Source organism: Litoribrevibacter euphylliae, assembly GCF_042646085.1.
Lineage (GTDB): Bacteria > Pseudomonadota > Gammaproteobacteria > Pseudomonadales > Litoribrevibacteraceae > Litoribrevibacter > Litoribrevibacter euphylliae.
Map to the genome: position 1 here is coordinate 983,274 of NZ_JBHRSZ010000002.1, position 21,055 is coordinate 1,004,328.

Sequence of the window (21,055 nt, forward strand, 5' to 3'; positions counted from 1 at the left end):
CTTTGTAAACGCAGAACTCATTACTGGCTTAAGTGCAATTTAGGATTAAAACCATGCTGACACTCATTCATAAAGCACAACGATTACTCAATCACACCAAGCATTTCGACTTCATCGCACCGTTACTGTTACGCCTCTATCTAGTGCCCATTTTTTGGATGGCAGGCACTCAAAAGCTCAGCCATTTTGACAACACCGTTCAATGGTTCGGTAATGAAGACTGGGGGCTGGGCTTGCCACTGCCGTGGTTAATGACGGTACTGGCGATCGCCGCTGAATTAGGTGGTGCAATTTTGCTGGCGTTGGGCTTATTTACTCGTTGGATTTCGATCCCGATGATGTTCACCATGTTCGTGGCCGCTGTAAGTGTGCACTGGAAAAACGGTTGGTTAGCCATTGCCAGTGGTGATGGTCTATTTGCGACAGATCGAACCATGGCCGCCATTGACCGTTTGGATCGAGTTAAAGACATTCTGCAACAGCACGGCAACTACCAATGGCTGACCGAGAAAGGCTCGGTGGTGATTCTGAATAACGGCATCGAGTTCGCAGCCACCTACTTCATCATGCTGTTGGTGTTACTCTTCATCGGTGGTGGTAAGTTTGTGAGCACCGATTATTGGTTGGCGCGTAGATTCTTAAAGACGAATCAAACTTCAATTCAATTACAGAACAGCGCACAACTGAATCGCTGAGAGCAATAATTAAGAATGAGATCTACAAACTCGCCTCGCCTTCGCTTTAGCCAGTATAATCTCTCGGGAGAACTCATCCACGAGGATTACATCATGGCCGATTCAGGCACGTCTCCTGAAACTCCAACGCTGTCAAACCGTTCGCTTAACACCCTACAGGAAAAAGCCATTGCGTCTCTGGCGACCCTCAGTTATCGAACGGGAGAACTGCAGGTTTATCTCAATCAGATCTGTAAAGCGGTGTTGGATGTACTAGGCGACGGTGCGGCGGCGGTAACCTTGTATCGTAATGGCAAGAAAAACGTCATTGCTCGTGAACCGCACAGCCCGAAGGTCGGTGTACCGCTCGACATTCACGGTCAACTGTCCACCTTCGTAGTCAACAGTGGCGAGATTCTAAGAGTTGAAGATGCGCTGGCAACGCCTCAATACGGCAAGCCACCCGCAGGCTATTGTTCCTATCTTGGCATTCCATTGAAGCTGCCCAACGGTGAAGTCGTTGGCACCCTCTGCTACTTCGATGAAAACACCCGCAACTACAGTGAAGACGATGCCCAAGTGGCCAGCTTATTCGCCGAACGCATTGCCATCGCGTTGGATAATTATGAGCTCTACCTTCAGCTCAAAGAACATTCAGAAAATCTCGAAGATCTGGTAGAACAGCGTTCCAAAGAATTATTGGCCGCTCGTGATGAATTGGCGCAGAAAGAAAAGCTCGCTGCCATCGGTGAATTTGCCACCAGCTTAACGCACGAGATTCGTAACCCACTGGCGACCATTCGCCTGGCGTTAGAGTATTTTGATCGCCAAGGCGATGACCGCTCCAGTAAACGCGCACATCTGGCCAGCAATGAAGTTTCACGCTTAGAACGCATGCTGAATGAAGTGCTGGTGTATGCACGACCGGCTAACCTTGAAACACAATCGGTTGAGCTAAAAGCTTTTGTGGAGCATTTCTTATCCACTCATCACTGTCTGGTTGAGCCAAAACAACAAGCCTTCAATCTTCAGGCGAAAGAAGCCATTAACGTACAAGCGGACCCGGACAAGCTCACTCAAATCCTGTTAAATCTGGCGTCCAATGCCTGCGATGCAGCCCTTGAACAAGAAACCATCGAATGGTCAATTGATCAGCAAGACGACTATGCGGTGTTACAAGTCACCAACCAAGGCGCGGTGATTCCATCGGAAAAACTGGCGACCATTACTGATGCTTTTGTCAGTGGTAAACCCAATGGCACAGGCTTGGGTTTGGCCATTGTAAAATCTTTAGTGGATGCCCATCGAGGCGAGTTGTCGATCACCTCTTCGGAGCAAACCGGCACCTGCATCCAAGTGACGCTTCCTATTACAACAACACTATAACTAACCTAATAAGAATCGATTTTTCCAAAGGCCTTGTGATATGAACTCCCGCATCCTCATCGTTGAAGACGAAACTGCTCTCGCTCAAATGTTGACCATGCATTTTGAGGATGAAGGCCATGAAGTCTTTCATGCCAGTTGTTTACGGGAAGCACGAGAGCTGGTGCCCTTACATCAGCCCGATCTCATTCTGATGGATCAGGGTCTGCCCGATGGAAAGGGCTACGATTTACTGCGGGAACTGCAAGAACACGACACGCCTGCCACCATGGTAATGATGACGGCGGAACACGATCTCGAACTCGCCATCGCTGCCATTAAAGCCGGCGCCTTTGATTTTGTTCACAAGCCAATCAAAACCGATGAACTGAACCACACCGTCAATCGAGCATTAGAACATCAGAAATTAGCGCGCCAGGTTGAAGTGCTGTCGTCGGTTAGTGAGGAAGCGCTAAACGAACCGCGTCTGCTCGGTAAAAGCCAAGCCATGCTCGACGTCAGTAAAGAAATTGCTTTGGTGGCAGGCAGTAACGCTCGCGTACTGATCACTGGCGAAAGCGGGACGGGGAAAGAGTTGGTGGCCCGAGCGATTCATCATCACAGTCACCGCCCTGGCCCCTTCATGGCAATTAACTGCGCTGCGTTGGTGGATAACTTACTCGAAAGCGAACTGTTCGGTCATGAACGTGGCGCCTTTACCGGAGCGACTGACCGTAAACCCGGTAAATTTGAACTGGCTGAAAACGGCACTTTGTTTCTGGATGAAATTGGTGAAATGGCACTGCCACTTCAAGCCAAATTACTCCGTGTCCTTCAGGAAGGCACCTTTGAACGCCTTGGTGGCAGCCAGCAACTCCGAAGCAACGCGCGTGTGATTGCAGCGACCAATCGTAATCTGCCCAATGAAATTGATGCCGGAAATTTTAGGGAAGATTTGTATTACCGCTTGAACGCGATGCAGATTCAACTTCCGCCCCTGAGAGAACGCTCGGAAGACATTCCCACCTTGGTGGAAGGTTTGTTGGAACGTATTTGTCGTTCCGAAGGCAAACCAAATCTCAGTACCACGCCGGAAGCCATGGCCTTACTCAAGCACTATCACTGGCCGGGCAATATTCGTGAATTACAAAACGTGCTCACTCAAGCGGTGATCCGCGCCAGAAGTAATTTCATCGGCGACCAAGAATTATGTATCAGCAAAGATGCGCAATATGCTGTTCAATCAAATAACGGCTCTACGCACTCAGACAAGGCTTCCACAAACTCAAGTAATAACGCTAATGAAGCGTTGTCGACCTTGGCAGATTTGGAAGCCAAGCACATTCAATACGTGTTGGATTATACCGGGGGGCACAAAGGCAAAAGTGCTAAGATTCTCGACATTTCCCGACCCGCGTTGGATCGGAAAATCGAGAAATACGGGCTAACGGTCAAGTAATTCTTAATCACGCTCTTAGTCGTTCCCTTGCTCGTACTCTTGCTCTTCTTCTTGGCTTCAATCTGTTTCCGCCATTGATGACAATAAGTCGTTAATGGCGATGGCAAATTCCTGCGGTGAATCTTCCTGTAAGAAATGCCCACCGATCAGGGTTTGATGCTTCATACCTTTACTGCCAGGAATGCGCTCCTGCATGTAGGTATCACCACCCCGCGTGATCGGATCACCATTACTGAAAGTGGTTAAGAAGGGTTTATCCCAGGCATCCAACACCTTCCATGCCGCACGATTGGCTTCGGTAGCCGGGTTATCTGGCGTCACAGGCACCAATTTAGGAAAGGCTCTCGTACCTGCCTTGTAATCTTCCGACGGGAACGGAGCATCGTATGCTAAGGCTTCCGCTTTGGATAACTTTTTAAAGGTACCGGACTCAACAATTTTACTGATTGGAAACCACGGGCTGTAGGACGCAAAGGTTTTCCACAAATGAAACGCCATCGGCACTTTTTGATCACCGGTTGGTAACATGCCATTGCCAACAACAATGGCTTTAAAGCGATCGGCATTTTCAGCGGCCAATCTAAGACCAATCAACGAGCCCCAATCCTGACATACCAGCGTGATGTTGGTTAATTCCAGTTCATTGATAAAGCGCTGCATCCAGTTCATGTGACTTTGATAGCTGTAGCTGTCTATGCCGACAGGCTTGTCTGACTTACCGAAACCAATCAGATCCGGCGCGATCACCCGATGTCCGGCTGCCGCACAGATGGGAATCATATAACGATAGAGATACGACCAGCTTGGCTCACCATGCAACATTAGAATGGGGTCGGCATCCTTTGGGCCTTCATCCACATAATGCATGCGAAGCGCTTCCGTTTCTTTGGTGGTTTGATTAGTGCCCTCGGCTACATCCACATAGTTATCTGTAAACGGGTAACCAATGAGGCGTTCAAAGCGTTCATCTGGGGTGCGTAGAAATTCCATCTCAATGTCCTTATCCGAGTATGTGATTCACTCATTCAAACGAACGATTTATATGAGCAAATAAATAGTGGTTTAAGATTAGACGGATTCACCAGTTATCGGCAACCATCCTTTACTAACTTCAGAAGTGTTCATTAATTGATCTAGGCTAATGTATTCACAAATTATTCGTGCCTATATAAAGTAAGAAAAAACGTCGGATAGATGTCATGAATAAACACATCACATCGACTTCCATAACCTCTCAGTCGAGTAATCCCGGAGGGATCATGAAAACGGTAGTAAGCATCAGTTTGGGAAGCGATGCACTTGACTACGACTTCACCACAGAATTTCTCGGACAGAAATTCCGCGTCGTACGCATCGGCACCAATAAAAATATTAAGAAAGCAGAAGCGCTGATTAAAAAATGGCAGAACGAAGCCGACGTATTAGGGCTTGGTCGTGTGCGTGAACACTACCACGTTGGAACCAAACTATTCGTACAAAAGACCACGAAACACCTGGAAGACCTGGTTACAGAGATCCCGGTGACGACAGGTTCACAGCTGCGCAATATTCTTCATGAATGGGCTATTCGTCATACCCAGATTTCACAAGGTAATTTCTTCAACAACTCGCGCGTGATGTTCTTCAACGGCATTGCCAATTACCGCGCAGCCTCGGTCATGAACGAATACACCGACAATCTATTTTTTGCTGATCCGGTCATTCAACTGGGCATGCCCAAATTACTGACCTCGTTAAACGCGTTGGAACTCTATGCCACCGGCACGCACCCGTTAAACAAATGGTCACCACCTCATGTATTGTCGCCAAGTGTCGCGCCGATCAAAGAGTGGAATAAATACATCCTGCGTAAAGCCGCTCAAAAAGCGGATGTGATTGCCGCAGGCTATGAAGAAATTGAGCAGTTCACCCTCGAAGAGATGGGTGGCAAAACCTTATTATCCTCCACCATCACCGATGAACGTTTAGCCAGATTACGCGAGAAAGGCGTCAACATGGTGGTGGACATCTGCCCTAAGATTTTCGACATCACCGTCGGTATTAACGTTATCGAAGCCTTGATTTTAGCGGCGCTCAATAAACAGCAAGGCGAACTGAATCAAGACGACTTCCTAGAGATTATGGAAACGCTGGACGTTGAACCACAGATCCTCTTTCCTTCCGGTTACAAACGCACCAACCGCTTTGCTTTTGTGATTCATCCGTTGTCACAACAATATTTTAAGAACGCCAAACCGTTAGACATGGTGGCTAAATACTCGCCGCCAGTGGTGATGGATACCGTCGAGAAAGTCATGGCCTATGCGCCGCCGTTTGTGTATTCCCATGTCAAAGGCATCAAATCTCCGACCGGTGTTGAAGCCGAAGGTTGGTTGATTACCGTAGGCGGAACACCGAAAGAAATCATGGCCCACAGTCCTGAGTTTACCTATCGTCGTCTACTGGCTGCAGCCAAACTGGCAAAACGCATGGGTGCTCAGATCATGGGCTTAGGTGCATTCACCAAGGTTGTTGGCGATGCTGGCATTACCGTCGCGAAACGCGCGCCGTTACCTATTACCACCGGCAACAGCTACAGTGCCTCGGGCGCATTATGGGCCGCAGCCGATGCAACACGCCGTTTAGGTCTGGTGGACATTAACAAAACCGGACGCGTCCATGGTAAAGCCATGGTTGTCGGAGCCACCGGTGCCATTGGTTCAGTCTGTGCTCGTCTTTTAGCCAAAGCCGTGGACGAGGTGTACATGGTCGCGCCAGAAACGGCCAAGCTTTTAGCGATGAAAGAAACCATCCTCAAAGAAACACCGGAAGCCACAGTGCATTTATCGACTCATGCCGACAAAGACCTCAGTGAAATGGACATGGTTGTCACCGCCACCTCTGGTGCCGGTAAAAAGATCCTCGACATCATGAAGGTTAAACCTGGCTGTGTGATCACTGACGTTGCGCGTCCGCTGGATATTCCCGCCAGTGACGTTGCCAAACGTCCGGATGTGTTAGTCATTGAATCCGGTGAAATTGAATTGCCGGGTAACGTTGAGATGAAGAACATCGGTCTTCCAGACAATGTGGCTTACGCCTGTTTGGCCGAAACCATCGTCCTTGCTCTTGAAGGTCGCTTTGAAAACTTTACGCTCGGTCGCAACATCGAGTGGGAAAAAGTCAAAGAGATTTATCAAATGGGCTTAAAACACGGTATGAAGCTGGCCGCGATTTCCGGCGTCAACGGTGTGTACACGGATGAAGACATCAAGCGCATTCGCGACTTTGCCATCAAGAAACGCGCGGAACTCAACATCGATCAGCCGAAAGTGGTTCCGTTAAAAAGACGAAGAAATACCACCAAGAAAGCCAATTCCAAGACGGCCATCAAATAGCCTTTTTGAACGTTAGCTAGTTCAAATCCAATCTGACCAAAGTCAGCCAGGCTAAACAAGGACAGCCATCACACAGTTCTTGTTTAGCCTAGTTTTCAGACCCAAAGTGTTACTTTTCTACCACCCCGGTAACACAACACACCGTCCAAACTATGGAACATAGGTAACAACTCAGTGTTCCGATCAAGCAACAAAAACACTAACCCATTAAATATTAAAGACTTTTTAAAAGTGGCACGCGGTTAGCAATCTATTTATTAAGAACAACAAAAACACATCGGTTCGGTTTCACCAATAAAAATAAAAATAGAAACTCAGGACTGACGCTCAACAATAAAAATAAAAAGCGAGCAAAGAAAACCATTATGAGCCCGAAAGGGCTCTCCACCTTCTCTTTTATTTACTCTTCCGCTTTTCAATCCAGATTTACTTAAACCGCAATCGTTTTCTCTCAGTTATCCAACGCTTCAGTTGCTTTTCAAATATTCACTCACTACAAACTCAGAGTAATAGAGAGGCACTACGATATTGGTCGTCCCCAGAGGTTTTGAACCTTGTGTTCCTGTAAGCTTAATGGTTTTAATCGGCTGACACTTTGTGATGTAAGACTGAAGTGACTTAGCTCGTGTTCGCTTACCACTTTTCACTTCAATTGGGATAACATTACCGTCTTCATCAGCGGCGATAAATTCGATCTCTGCTCGTGCATCCCCCCAGGAAAAGGTGGGATCGAGGCCTTGCCCGACAAATTCTTGCTGAACAAAATTTTCAGCCACGAAGCCCTTATATTCATACCCTTGTTGCTTAATCTCTTTATAGCTGATCCCCAGCATATGGTTGAGTAAACCAATATCCAGTAAAAATAGTTTCACTCGATTATCTTTACGGTAAGCAGCTAAAGGACTACGAGGAGTACCTTCAATGGGATAATTAACTAACACTAAGCGGCACTTCTCTAGCCATAAAATGGCATTTTCGAAATCACTATAACGAGATTTACGTTGATGTACCCCCTTAAACTTAAATCGCTTAACCGACTCATCCATAACTGATGAAAGTTGTGATGGGACATTACGAAATACCGCCTCAATAACTCCAGCATCCACTTTTCCAGAATATTTCCCAAAGTCTCGTAGATAGCCAGAAACCAAGTCACGGTGAATACTTGATACAGTTTCAATGCGTTCAATAATGCTGCGATCCGACATATTAAACCAAGAGTGAACCGCTTCAGGCATACCACCCGTAAAGTAATAATCCGTGAGCTTTTCAAACAGTTTCGTATGAGCTGCCGAAGTGTTCATTTGAGTTTCATAGGCTTTTATTAACGCGATTTCTTCCGATGCAAGAAGGAATTCTCGAAATGTTAGGGGACGTAAAATATGTTGTTCCACTTTCCCCACAGGAAAAGCATCCAATAAACCAATGTTTGAACCACTTGCTGCTACAAACATATCGGGCGCTTTCTCTGCAAAAAACTTTAGCGAGGTCACTGCTCTCTGGCACTCTCCGATTTCATCCAGTATGAGTAAATCCTCTGCAACATTAAAAGCCTTGCCTGTAAGCAACTCTATATTGGTAATGACATCCTCTGGATCTAGGGAACCCGAGAAAGCTTCCGCCATGTCTGGATTTTCCAGGAAATCAATACGAAGCACGCTTCCAAACGTTTCCCCTAGTAAAGTCTCAAGAAGATAAGTTTTACCCGTCTGGCGAGCACCATCAATTAACAGAGGTTTACGCTGTTCTTTTGATTTCCAAGCTAGAAGCTTTTCCAATAACACTCTTTTCATCGACCCTCTCCTAATCCTAAATCACAGAACCTATGTAACTAAATCAAATATCTGGATTGTCATTCGAGTAAAAACCTATAAGCCCATAATAAGAAAAAAAAATATTACATTTTTATGCGCATAAAAGAATAATAATATACATTATTACGCGCATAAAAATGTAATAAAATAGCTTTAACACAAAAAAACCGGAGACGAAGCTCCGGTTTTTAGTTTCAGTCTGTGACTTTACATCCCAGGATCACGCCGCTGAAATGCCTTTGTGTTCCTCGATCAGATCATCCACCACCGATGGGTCGGCCAAGGTTGAAGTATCACCCAAACCATCGTATTCCGCTGCGGCAATCTTGCGAAGAATACGACGCATGATTTTACCGGAACGGGTTTTCGGTAAGCCCGGCGCCCACTGAATGACATCCGGTGAAGCAATCGGACCAATGGTTTTACGCACCCACTTTTTCAGTTCCATGCGCAGCTCTTCTGAGGCTTCTGCACCTTGATTCAAGGTCACATAGACATAGATGCCCTGGCCTTTTACATCGTGTGGGAAACCAACCACAGCAGCTTCGGCGACCTCTTTATGTGCCACCATCGCACTCTCGATTTCAGCCGTGCCCATGCGGTGACCAGAGACATTCAGCACGTCGTCCACTCGACCGGTAATCCAGTAATAACCGTCCTCATCACGTCGCGCACCATCGCCTGTGCAATACATGCCTTTGAAGGTTTTGAAGTAGGTTTGAATGAATCGGTGGTGATCGCCGTACACGGTTCGGCTTTGTGCTGGCCAACTATCGATAATCACTAAGTTACCATCGGCAGCACCGTCGATCAGGTTCCCCGAGTTATCCACCAGCGCCGTGTTCACACCAAAGAACGGACGGGTCGCTGAGCCCGGTTTTAAATCCGTCGCGCCTGGTAATGGCGTGATCATGATGCCGCCAGTTTCCGTCTGCCACCAGGTATCAACAATCGGGCAACGTTCTTCACCGATGGTTTGGTAATACCAATTCCACGCTTCAGGGTTGATCGGCTCACCCACTGTTCCTAATAAACGCAGAGAGCTACGATCCGTACCTGCTACCGGCGCATCGCCTTCCGCCATCAAGGCGCGAATGGCGGTCGGCGCAGTGTACAGAATGTTCACCTGATGTTTATCCACAATCTGAGACACACGCGTTGAGTCCGGGTAATTCGGTACGCCTTCACACATCAAAGAAATCGCACCGTTGGCTAACGGGCCATACACCAAATAACTGTGTCCGGTAATCCAACCAATGTCGGCAGTACACCAATAGACTTCGTTGTCTTTGTAGTCGAATACGTATTCATGGGTCATCGAGGCATACACCAAGTAGCCCCCCGTAGAGTGCACCACGCCTTTCGGTTTCCCCGTCGAACCCGAGGTGTAGAGAATAAACAACGGATCTTCCGCGTTCATTTCTTCCGCCGGACAATGCTCCGACGCCGTTTTCATCAGATCATCCCAACGCACATCACGATGGGTATGCCACGCCACCGCTTTATTGCCCGTGCGTTCAAACACAATGACACGTTCTACTGAACGAATGTCCGGGTGCGTCAGCGCTTCATCCACATTGGCTTTCAATGGAACGGTTTTACCACCCCGGACACCTTCGTCAGCAGTAATAATCAGTTTCGAATCACAATCGAGAATACGGCCTGCCAAGGCTTCCGGTGAGAAACCACCAAATACCACTGCGTGAATTGCACCGATACGGGCACAGGCCAACATAGCGACGACAGACTCAACCACCATCGGCATGTAAATGGTCACCACATCGCCTTTACGAACGCCCTGACTCTTCAAGGCATTGGCAAACTTACAGACTTCGCGATGCAGTTCTTTGTAAGTGACGGTGCGATCCTGATCCGGCTCATCGCCTTCCCAGATGATCGCCGTTTGATTACCTCGGGTTTCGAGATGACGATCCAAACAGTTCGAGGACGCATTCAAGGTGCCATCTTCAAACCAACGAATATCCACATTATGGTCATCGAAGGAAGTATTTTTCACCTTAGTATAAGGCGTCATCCAATCAATGCGCTGACCGTGCTCACGCCAAAAACCATCCGGATTAATAATCGACTGTTGATACATTTCCTTGTACTTGGCCTCATCAATCCAGGCACTTTTCGCAAACTCAGGCTTAACCGGAACCACTTGCTCTTCAGATTTAAAGGCTTGCTCAGAACTTACAGCACTCATCACTCTTCTCCCAAAGTCGGCCCAGTCGATTCGATGGCTGAGCAAATATTAGACAAATCAAGGTATGAGTTAAGTGTTGCGCGGGAAGGGAAAGTTAACCATTAGACCTTAGTCTAGGGGGATTCGAGATTCAGTCTGAAGAAGGATACAAGTCAGCGCTAACAATTGGCAACAGGCACTAATAATGCGACTCTTCATATAACTTAATCGTTCATCACAGGGAGCGTGGTATGAGTAATGAAATACTTATCTATGAAAGTGAAAATAACCTCATAGAGGTGCAGCTGGATACTGAGCTGGAAACCTTATGGCTAAACTTGCGGCAGATCTCTGATTTGTTTGAGCGTGATAAGTCGGTAATTTCTCGCCATTTAAGAAATATATTTAAAGACAACGAGCTAGAGAAAGCTGCAGTTGTTGCAAAAAATGCAACAACTGCAGCAGACGGCAAAATATATCAGGTAGATTATTACAACCTTGATGCAATCATTTCCGTAGGTTATCGAGTCAATTCCAAAAAGGGTACGCAATTTCGACAATGGGCAACCGCTCGTATTAAAGAGCATTTAATTCAAGGCTACACCCTGAACGAGCAACGACTGTGTCAACATCAACAGCAGTTAAAACAATTAGAACAGACGCTGAGCCTGTTTCAGCAAAATGTCATTGATCAGGCAAACCTTCCTGAAGCTCAGGGCTTGGTAAAAGTGATTGCTGATTACGCACATACATTTGTGCTTCTGAATCAATACGATAGCGAAAAACTGCCTACCACCGATTTTGATGAAGATATCCGCTATCAAATCAACTATGAAGAAGCCCGTGACGCCATCGCCCTGTTGGTAAAAGACTTAATTGCCAAAGGCGAGGCCACCGAACTTGTTGGTAACGAAAAAGACGACAGCTTTGCCGGTGTACTGGGTAGTGTGGTACAGAGCTTTGGTGGTGAATATTTGTACCCCAGTATTGAAGCGCAGGCAGCTCACCTTCTGTATTTCATTATCAAAAATCACCCATTCAATGATGGCAATAAACGCATTGGCGCGTTTATGTTTATCTGGTTTTTACAACGTAACAAGCATCACCTGAAGAAGTCAGGCGAATTAAAGATTAATGATAATGCCTTGGCGGCCATCGCTTTATTGGTAGCACAGAGCGACCCGGCACAAAAAGAGTTAATGATTCATCTGATTATGAATCTGATCCGTTAGGAAATACGAGAACATTCATATAAAAGCTAGAATCTGACTGAGCAAATAACAGACAATTTAACGTATGAGTTAAGTGTTGCGCGGGAAGGGAAAGTTAACCATTAGACCTTAGTCTAGGGTAGGTTTGAGACTCATTGCGTAGAGCAATATCAGTCAGTATTTACAACGCTAAGAATTGATTAAATTAAGCTTTTACAATAAGTTACTCAATAATCAACAGAATGGACCTACAACAAAACACTCTTACTAGTCGTACTGTAGGGATCATTTTACTTAAATAACAAGGATGTTAAGTAAACATGAAATTTATAAAGTATGTTGGAATTCTTTTAATAACTTCAGTACTAACTGGATGTTATGAACCGACCATTGATGCCTCATCTAAAGAAACGATCAAAACTTCTACTCAAGCTATTCGAGATACCCTTTCCGACACCGAACGAGAAGAGTTCGATGCTGCATTACTGCTAATCAGCTTCAGTCAAGTTGAGATGAAGGATCTATTCTCGGCCGGAACATCCGGTGCCGGGGAAATTAACCTAGAAAATAAGGTTAAAGATGTACTGCATGGTAAAACCGCTAGTGAAGTCATTTCTGAAGCTGCTCGTATAAAAGAAGAACGAGAAAAAAAAGCTAAGCAACAAGCATTAAACGAAATTCAAGAGTTAGAAACCAAGCTCGCAAAATCAAAAAATGCGCAAACAGCTCTCAACAACTTTAAAGTACTTCGTTCGCGATTCTACAAAGAGAAACAACGATTTGGGCCAGATAAACCCTTCATCGAATTATCAGTAAGAAATTTAACGACTCACGCTGTATCTCGTGCTTACTTCAAAGGCACTATTTCCAGTTCAGGCCGTAGTGTTCCCTGGCATGAGGACACATTCAACTACACTATCCCTGGTGGTTTAGAACCAGGAGAATCACAAAACTGGCACCTTGCCCCAAATATGTTTTCTGACTGGGACAAGGTTACGGCTCCAGAAAATGCTGTTTTTACTGTCGTCGTTGAAAAACTGGATGGCGCTGATGGCGAAGCACTTTATTCATCAACATTCACCAATCGAGATAGACAACGGCTGAATGAACTAAAAGAAACATATGCGTCTGTCGAACAGAATTTCGTTCAAGCCGAAGAGGAGCAACCAGAGGAAATTACCGCTGCTCAAGAGGAAGATTGGGCAGAAGCAAGGCGTAAAAGAAACCTAGCCTTCTTTAACAAAAATCAGGAACGTATATTACGTATCGCCCAGCAAGCTTTGGATGATAAGCGCTACAATCGCACACTAAATCTAACAGACGATTATAAAACGTCCGATAACCCTGAACTTCAGCGTATCCGCAAAGAAGCTATATATGCGATAGATAGAGGTTGGTAAAGAATAGTTTTTCAAGGGGCTTTCAGGTTTTGAATCTGAATGCCCTTGGTAATCAATTGAATGTTAGCATCCACGGATTGGATACTGATCCAGTGTCTTTTTAATACCACTACAGATACTTTTGAGTTGCTCTTCTTCTAGATCGAAAGCAATAGACCATTCGTTTTCCTCATATCCAAATTGCTTCATTGGGAAATCGGGCTTTAACTCGTGACTTAGATTTATGGAAATTCTAACAACGCCCTCTTTGAATGCTAAAAATTCAAAGCTAATACATGGCTCTGTAAACATAAGGTGAGCATACTCAGGTAAACGCCCCTCAGCTAAAGATGAAAACCAACGTAAAAGTTGAACGAGTTCGGTCGTTTCAATAGCAGGATCAATCAACTCAATATTGTCACTATCTTGTTGAATCCGAAGTCTTAAGAAACACCAGTCGTCATCTTCAATTTCGGGAAATTGATAACCTACGACTTCAATTTCTAAATCTATTCTTTCTTCAATATTTTTGAGTGTGATCATAGTAAATAAGTACTTTGAGTTAAGGAATTATTAATAACGAACCTGCTGTTTCTTCTCATATTATTAGAACATTCTTCAAAAAACATTGATGTCCCAACACTCTGTTACTTCCAACACCACGATGGAAAACCAAAGTACCATATGAGTCCACTTAGATAAATTTAGAAAGCCTCTTGACCTAAAGTCGACTTGAAGTTGTATCGTATTAATCAACAACAATAGCAACAGCAAAAACACGCTAATACGATCACTTCAGGAGACGTCTTATGTCAGAGCTTTCTCAACTCTCAACCGCTCTTTACCAGATTCTAGTCATAGGCATCGGGGCAACATTGGTGATGGATGTTTGGGCGATAGTGCTCAAGCGATTATTCAATATCCCTTCGCTGGATTATGCCTTGGTTGGTCGTTGGCTTGGTCACATGCCTAAAGGCACCTTTGCCCATCAAAGCATTTTCAATGCAGCACCCGCTCGTTTTGAAAAAGCCATCGGTTGGTTCAGCCATTATCTGATTGGAGTTCTCTTTGCCGGAGGCTTGGTCGCTGTTGTCGGTTCAGAATGGCTAACGGCTCCGACACTATTTCCTGCTCTCTTGTTTGGTGTCGCGACCGTTATTTTTCCGTTTTTCCTGATGCAACCTTGCCTGGGATTAGGCATCGCCGCATCAAGAACACCCAAGCCTATGAACGCTCGAAGCAAGAGCTTACTGACTCATGCAGTATTTGGGCTGGGGATGTATCTGACGGCTGTCATTATTCTATAGAAAGGAATCACTGGCTAAGCTCTTCAACGCTTAGCACACGTCTCAAACATTCCCGACCTTGACTAAGGTCGGGATACTTCATGCAGAAGAATCACAGTAGAGTCAGAAAGGATGTGACCCACAATCCAGTCAAGCAAATAAGCCCTAAGCCAAAGGCTAGAAAACGATAAGTCACATTGTTGATCGTTAAATGAATTGCCGAATGAATTAGTCGTGTGATGACAAACGCCCAGGCAAAGGCAATGGCTGTGTCAGAAACCGAATGGGTTACATAGGCAAAAAGAACACCGATATAAAACAAAGGCGGAATTTCAAAATGGTTACGCACATGCCTTGAAAGCAGGTGCAGATATTCCGGTTCCTCACCTTTGTTATAGGTTCGGTAAAAACTGATTTTTACTTTGCCCGTTCTAACTGAGATCAGTCGAGCAATCCCCAGTGAAAGCAAACACAGCATAGTCAGTACAAACATCGCAAACGCCGGATAAAAGATGCTGGTGGATGTCGTTAGTATCATAAACGCTCCCTGTTAACCCGATTCCTTTAAGTTCATTTTTTGTGCGGTTAGTAATACCACAGGGAGATCAAACTAAACATGTCCAACATGCCTTTTAGAGCACTTTTTATTCAGTTTTTACAATACCTTAGGTGAATGTTTGAGCAAGTCACAACATTGGCTATTTTTAACACTAAAGTCTGAAACTCAGTTAAAACGGGCGTTTGAATCACTTCCACATAGGTTATTCAACAAGTTATCCACAAAGAATGTGAACAACTCATGTCAGAACAGAAAAATGGGTTGATTTGGAGATTTACTGAACAACAAATGAAGGGAATTTAATCAATGGAAATAATCTCATCCTTGTCCTGGTCATATTGATCAAACATTTCAAGCCATGCTCGGGCATAGCCACCAGAAATGACAATCTCTGATGCAGGTTCATTACTTTCACGAACCATGTATTGCTCAAACGCATATACTTTGTGATAAAACTCTGTGACTACCTGCTCTAGGCTGACGCTGATCCCGTCTGGCGAATCGTAATCTTCCCATTTTTGTTCTATATGAAGCGCTAATGCCGTTAAGGAATTCCATAATTGATATTCATTCAGAACCTCACCTCCTACCCCTAAAATACGCACGGTATTTTGTGTGAGTTCAATAGTTTTAGGATGGTTAGAATTGCCATTTGCATCAATGGTCCAGACATGCCCTTCGCTATCAACAAAGCACCGAATTTTCATAAGTAGACTCCATGTAGGTGGTTCCCTAGAAAAAATTAACTCGTTACTCGTTAGGGCCGGATTTCATTAAGAACAAAAACAACACAAAGGTGATGAGAGACACTAAAACGAATCCGGGCATCACGTAAATGAAGATGAAGGGCGCATTATCTACTCTTTGCTCCTCATGTAAAAAAGGAAACACCAGTTGCCTGTATGCCAGCACAAATATTGCGATATTTAAAACCGAGCTGACAACCATCCAGAGAAAGAAACTAACCAGAGGTTTGGTTTTCATCGCGCTATTTGACCTCCCAAAACCAAACATCACGGCTGTCGTTAAGATCAGAGACCATTCCAAAAAATTCGTAGATAGAGCGAACAAACATACTGTTGCCCGTAATCTCATCCTTATTCCACAAATCAATGTGATCGCCGCTTCGGTTCTCGTGGGACTCGCTGCCTCGTTGCCAATAATCCTTAAAAAAGATGATGCCGGTTCGGTCACTTAAATCATCCTGAAAGGTCTCGGGGTTAACTTTTTCTACTGAACCTAAACCGGCAATGCCAGATCCATTTAGCCAATGCGCTAATTCTTCCGCCAATAAGACATGTTTCATGCCTGAATGCGACCAACACTTTTTAACCTTGGCACCCTCAGTAGACACGCCCGATTTAATCAGGGCTTCACTCAACAGGATCGCGCAGTAATTACCAAAGGGTTTGGAGCCATCGGCTTGCTTATTCTGACATTGTTCTTTCATTTCAGATTTATCAGGAAAGTTATTCCAGAGTGTTTCGAAAACTAACATATCAATTCCTTTGATTTGAATTCCTTTGATTAGGTTACTCCTAAGAAACCTAAACATTAGACAACTTTTCCCAAGCCTTACAGCCTTTGTTGATATCTTCCTACCTGAAATGTGATGACATCGACCAGAATCAGTCTTAGTCCATATGAATTACACTGCGAGGGAATCCCTGAATTCCAAATAAACGAATATCAAAAGCCACTCAATTTCAACACAACACTCTCCTCGCCACTCTGATCATGCAGCGTCACCAAACGAGATTGCTCACCACCGACATCGTATTGGTAGACCGACCGGCCACCGCCTTCGTAATCTACCTCAATCTGTTGAAGCTCTTTAGCAGGTATCGTCTGAGCAGTCACTTGATAGAAAGGCACATCATGATCGCTCTCTGGATCAAACAATCGGAAGGATCGTTTTTGGTCGTCCGGCAGCAGTTTCGGCAGTCGTAAATTAAACGCCGTTAGGGTCATGTCGAAGTCGTTAGGATCAAGAAACGTGGAGTAGGTTTCGGTGGTTTTCAGCGTTGGTATTTTAGTTTTCATCCATGTACTGATCTGGCCATCAACAACCGGTGAGTCGATGTTTGAGATCGATAATTGCGTCCACGATGCTCTCACTTGTTCTGATTGATCAGAACTTAACTCAAACCACAATAAGTGATATTTCAATAAGCCACGGTGTGCAGGGGTAATGTCCACCAGCATCAGGTAATCGTTATAGAGGGTTAAATAACTTGCCTGAGCCAGTGCATACACATTCCCATTAGCGTTGTTCCCATACCGTTCTTGTTTATAGCTGTGGATCTTGGTGTCACCCCAGATGGAAGGAATAAACAGTTCCGAAGTTTCGGTGACTTGCTGGCCGGACGACAGCGCATGAACCTTAGTTTTCATGTGCCCAATGTCTTCGCCATCCATGGTCACAGAATACACCCAATCATTCGAGAATGCGGGATGCGCGCAAGACAAAATACCTCCCAAAACCCCTGCCAAAGTCGCGACGATTAAAAACAAGCATCGAATACCTGGTATTAACGTTTTAACCCGATTTAATCTCATAAGGTTTCTCCTTCTAACGAATTCAGTTGTGACGTTTTTTCTACCTTTGGCCCAGCGACTAGTCGTTTCATGTCATGACCAATGGCAATCAAGATAGGAATCAATAACAAGGTAATAGCGGTAGCGAAGATCTCACCGAACGCCAACGAAATAGCCGCAGGAATCAGATATTGCGCTTGCTCCGAGGTTTCCAGCATCAGAGGTGTTAACCCTGCGACTGTGGTGGTTGTGGTGAGAAAAATGGCTTTGAAGCGTCCGATTCCGGCATCGATCAAGGCGTCTTTGAAGGTCAGCCCCTCCTCTCTTCCTTGGTTGTATCGGGTGAGCATTACCAGCGAATCGTTCACCACCACACCCGCCAACGCCAACATCCCAAAGAAGGACAACAGGCTAAGCGGCACATCCATGATCAGATGCCCGATGGCTGCGCCGACAAAGCCGAAAGGAATCACCGACATGATCACGAACGGCTGAACGTAAGACTTCAACGGCACCGCCAACAGCACATAAATCAGCACACAGGTGAACAACAGCGCCTTAATCAGATTGCCTTTAATGGTAAAGATTTCTTCCAGCTCGCCCGCCTGTTTGATCTCCACCTCCGGGTATTGATCGGCCAGTTTTGGCACCAGACCGTCGAAGATCTCAGCGCCCAATTCCGATGGCGAAAGATGCGATTTATCCAAAGATGCCGAGATAGTATTTACCCGTTTGCCATCGCGACGCGCCACATAATCGGTGACGTAGGAGGATTCAATCTGAGCAACGGTGGAGATCGGAAACCATCGGCCTTGATCATTCATCACCCGAAGATCAAACAAGTCCGCCAGGGAATCGCGTGCGTGCTTGCCATCTTCCACCATCACCTTCACTTCGTCGGAACCACGCTGTACACGTTGCGCTTCAATGCCACCGAAACGCCCACCAATCTGTGCGGCTAAGGATTCATCGGTGAAGCCCAAATAGCGCGCTTCCGGTTTCAGTCGAAAGCGTAATTCCGGCTGACCAGGCTTTAAGTCTTGCCGGACATTACTCGTACCGTCGATGGCGCGGATATGCTCGATCAATAAGTCACTGACTTCCCGCAACGCTTGATCATTCTTGCTGAACACCTGTAACGCAAAGCCACCTCCGGTTTCTTCGGTCGCACTAAAACTCAGCTCTGTCGCGCCTTCCAATTGGCCTACGGTTTGTTGCCATTGGGAAACGATCTCTTGCGCTGGTAAATCAGGTCGGTCTTGCGGTTTGGTTAATTCAGCATAAAGCTCCACAGAAGATGCGTCCATCACCACAGTCAGTACATGTTTAATCGGTAACTGCTCTAATCCGTAGGTTTGTTGCCATTGATGATTAAGCTGGTTCAGTGCCTGCTCTATGGCATCCGCATTCGACACCGTTAAGCGATGAGGCGAGCGCGGATCCATTTCCATCTGCACATTAATCAGCTGACCAGGAATGTCAGGGAAGAAGACAGTTCGAATGCTGCCGTTGGCTATCAACCCCAGACCCAATACCGCCATAGAGAAAAACAGAATCAAAGCCGCATAACGTTGCTCCAATGTCCAACGTAATAAGGGCTGATAACAGCGCAACTTCACCCAATCCAGACTCGCTTGAGCCCAGCCTTGAACCTTTCTTCCCAGCCCGAAAATAATCCCCCAAATTGAGCGATGAGCTTTCGGTTCAATGGAAATGGCTGCCAGGTGGGAAGGCAAAATAAACTTACTCTCAAACAACGAGAACAGCAGCGTCAGAATCACCACACCGGCAAAGCTCGCCAGAATCTTGCCCATGGCATTATCAATCAACAGCATCGGGAAGAAGGCTGCAACCGTGGTCAGCACACCATAGATGGTTGCAGTGGCGACTTTTTTCACACCGGCTTCTGTTCCGGTTATCGGGTCAGTATTTATGGGGTCTCGATCATTAGATTTGTGATGATTGGTTCGAGTCTCAAAGACACTTTCACCCACCACTACAGCATCATCCACCAAAATCCCCAGCGCGATGATCAAACCAAACGTAGTGATGTCGTTGAGTGAAAAACCCACCCAATCAGAACCCATCACAGCTAAGGCACCAGCAATAGAAATGGGAATCCCCATCGCCACCCAAAAGGCCAGCTTGATATTGAGGAACAACGCCAGCAACACAAACACCAACAACAAGCCTTGAATGGCGTTGTCTTTCAACAGTGTCAGTCGTTCAGAGATATAACCGCTGCTGTCTGCCCACGAATCAATAAATACGCCGTCCGGCAACAGTTTTCGTTGTGCGGCCAAAGAGACTTTCACCGCCTCGGCGATGTCCAGTAGATTCTCTTTCCGGCCAATAAGGATTTCCATGCCGATCCCTGGCACGCCATCAAACCGCACCACCGACTGATCGTCTTCATAGTCATCAACCACCTCGGCAATGTCTTTCAGTGTCAGTTCCTGACCGTTGCTTAATGACTTAATGTGGACTTGCTCGAAATCCAAACGACGCAAGCGTTCATGGTCTGCACGCAGGGAGATATTGCCGTCGCGGGTTTTCAGAATTCCGGCTTGAAACGATAACGAAGACTGACGAATTTGCCGCACCACATCGTCGGCACTCAACTGATAGGCGAGTAACTTTTCAGGTTTCAATTCCACCCGAATCTCTGGTGGTCGCTTGCCCCAACTCTTAATTTTAGAAACCTCGGGCAAGGCCAGTAAGGTTTCTCGTACATCTGCAGCGACCGTTTGTAACGTTGTAGTATCAACATCGCCATACAGCTGAACGATCATCGCCGCGAGGTCAAAATCATTGCGCGTTACCACCGGCTTTTCAGCTGCAGCAGGCAAGCCATCGATGGCATCCAGCTGAGTGCGAAGATCTTCCGACAAGCGTTGTAAGGAATAGCCTTCCTGCTTCATCACCTGTACTTCGGACACCCCTTCACTGGAAAACGCCGTGACTCGTTTTATTCCGGCAATGCCTTCAAAGGCTTTTTCAATTTTCCGAGTGACTTGTTGATCCACCTGATTCACATGTGCACTTGAGAACTCGGTCGTCACAATCAAGGTATCGGCCGGAAGTTTAGGGAAGCCTTCCACTCGAATGGAAGAGACTGTCAGCCAACCCGCAATCACGATCAATAACATCATCAGATTGGCGGCGACCGGATTACGAATAAACCAACTGGTTAATGCGTGCATGA

16 protein-coding genes are annotated in these 21,055 nt (G+C 45.9%); 7 read left to right on the forward strand and 9 right to left on the reverse strand.

Translation table 11 applies throughout. The features are described 5' to 3' along the window. The first annotated feature begins 53 nt into the window (after positions 1-53). From ACFOEK_RS06080 to ACFOEK_RS06090, 3 genes are all read left to right on the forward strand, one after another. A complete protein-coding gene (locus tag ACFOEK_RS06080; protein ID WP_386717646.1) occupies positions 54-695 on the forward strand; it encodes an HvfX family Cu-binding RiPP maturation protein in 642 nt (213 codons plus the stop codon). A 93-nt stretch (positions 696-788) separates the two neighbouring features. Beyond that, a complete protein-coding gene (locus tag ACFOEK_RS06085; RefSeq protein ID WP_386717649.1) occupies positions 789-2,060 on the forward strand; it encodes an ATP-binding protein in 1,272 nt (423 codons plus the stop codon). 40 nt (positions 2,061-2,100) lie between these two features. Further along, complete coding sequence (locus tag ACFOEK_RS06090) at positions 2,101-3,498, forward strand: sigma-54-dependent transcriptional regulator (RefSeq protein ID WP_386717652.1); 1,398 nt, start codon at positions 2,101-2,103, stop codon at positions 3,496-3,498. 57 nt (positions 3,499-3,555) lie between these two features. Here ACFOEK_RS06090 and ACFOEK_RS06095 read toward each other — a convergent pair whose 3' ends face one another. After that, positions 3,556-4,488, reverse strand: a complete 933-nt coding sequence (locus ACFOEK_RS06095; RefSeq protein ID WP_386717655.1) for a haloalkane dehalogenase — start codon at positions 4,486-4,488, stop codon at positions 3,556-3,558. A 269-nt stretch (positions 4,489-4,757) separates the two neighbouring features. Here ACFOEK_RS06095 and ACFOEK_RS06100 point away from each other — a divergent pair, with 269 nt between their 5' ends. Continuing rightward, positions 4,758-6,875, forward strand: a complete 2,118-nt coding sequence (locus ACFOEK_RS06100) for a dehydrogenase (protein WP_386717658.1) — start codon at positions 4,758-4,760, stop codon at positions 6,873-6,875. A gap of 467 nt (positions 6,876-7,342) precedes the next feature. Here ACFOEK_RS06100 and ACFOEK_RS06105 read toward each other — a convergent pair whose 3' ends face one another. Together ACFOEK_RS06105 and acs are read right to left on the reverse strand one after the other, a co-directional pair. Next, entirely contained in the window at positions 7,343-8,668 is a 1,326-nt protein-coding gene (locus ACFOEK_RS06105) for an ATP-binding protein (protein ID WP_386717661.1), read from the reverse strand. A 241-nt stretch (positions 8,669-8,909) separates the two neighbouring features. Further along, the gene (gene acs / locus ACFOEK_RS06110; protein ID WP_386717663.1) at positions 8,910-10,898 is read right to left on the reverse strand and encodes an acetate--CoA ligase; all 1,989 of its coding nucleotides are present in this window, start codon (positions 10,896-10,898) and stop codon (positions 8,910-8,912) included. A 230-nt stretch (positions 10,899-11,128) separates the two neighbouring features. Between acs and rhuM the strand changes: the two genes are divergently transcribed. Together rhuM and ACFOEK_RS06120 are read left to right on the forward strand one after the other, a co-directional pair. Then, positions 11,129-12,109, forward strand: a complete 981-nt coding sequence (gene rhuM, locus ACFOEK_RS06115) for a RhuM family protein (RefSeq protein WP_386717666.1) — start codon at positions 11,129-11,131, stop codon at positions 12,107-12,109. A gap of 299 nt (positions 12,110-12,408) precedes the next feature. Next, positions 12,409-13,488, forward strand: coding sequence for a DUF6694 family lipoprotein (locus ACFOEK_RS06120; RefSeq protein WP_386717669.1), 1,080 nt, complete (start codon positions 12,409-12,411; stop codon positions 13,486-13,488). Between the two features lie 63 nt (positions 13,489-13,551). Here the strand turns inward: ACFOEK_RS06120 and ACFOEK_RS06125 are convergent, their stop codons facing one another. Then, entirely contained in the window at positions 13,552-14,010 is a 459-nt protein-coding gene (locus ACFOEK_RS06125; protein WP_386717672.1) for a WapI family immunity protein, read from the reverse strand. 266 nt (positions 14,011-14,276) lie between these two features. Between ACFOEK_RS06125 and ACFOEK_RS06130 the strand changes: the two genes are divergently transcribed. After that, the gene (locus ACFOEK_RS06130) at positions 14,277-14,774 is read left to right on the forward strand and encodes a DUF2938 domain-containing protein (RefSeq protein WP_386717675.1); all 498 of its coding nucleotides are present in this window, start codon (positions 14,277-14,279) and stop codon (positions 14,772-14,774) included. Positions 14,775-14,865: 91 nt separating this feature from the next. Here ACFOEK_RS06130 and ACFOEK_RS06135 read toward each other — a convergent pair whose 3' ends face one another. From ACFOEK_RS06135 to ACFOEK_RS06155, 5 genes are all read right to left on the reverse strand, one after another. Then, positions 14,866-15,291, reverse strand: a complete 426-nt coding sequence (locus ACFOEK_RS06135) for an MAPEG family protein (RefSeq protein ID WP_386717679.1) — start codon at positions 15,289-15,291, stop codon at positions 14,866-14,868. Between the two features lie 320 nt (positions 15,292-15,611). Further along, the gene (locus tag ACFOEK_RS06140) at positions 15,612-16,019 is read right to left on the reverse strand and encodes a hypothetical protein (protein ID WP_386717682.1); all 408 of its coding nucleotides are present in this window, start codon (positions 16,017-16,019) and stop codon (positions 15,612-15,614) included. A 281-nt stretch (positions 16,020-16,300) separates the two neighbouring features. Next, on the reverse strand, positions 16,301-16,810 hold the full coding sequence (locus ACFOEK_RS06145; protein WP_386717685.1) for a type VI secretion system amidase effector protein Tae4: 510 nt from the start codon (positions 16,808-16,810) through the stop codon (positions 16,301-16,303). 191 nt (positions 16,811-17,001) lie between these two features. After that, the gene (locus ACFOEK_RS06150; protein WP_386717688.1) at positions 17,002-17,871 is read right to left on the reverse strand and encodes a hypothetical protein; all 870 of its coding nucleotides are present in this window, start codon (positions 17,869-17,871) and stop codon (positions 17,002-17,004) included. Then, positions 17,868-21,053: an efflux RND transporter permease subunit gene (locus tag ACFOEK_RS06155; protein WP_386717691.1), complete on the reverse strand. Its 3,186-nt coding sequence runs from the start codon at positions 21,051-21,053 to the stop codon at positions 17,868-17,870. Before ACFOEK_RS06155 ends, ACFOEK_RS06150 begins: the two co-directional genes overlap by 4 nt. Between the last annotated feature and the right edge of the window lie 2 nt (positions 21,054-21,055).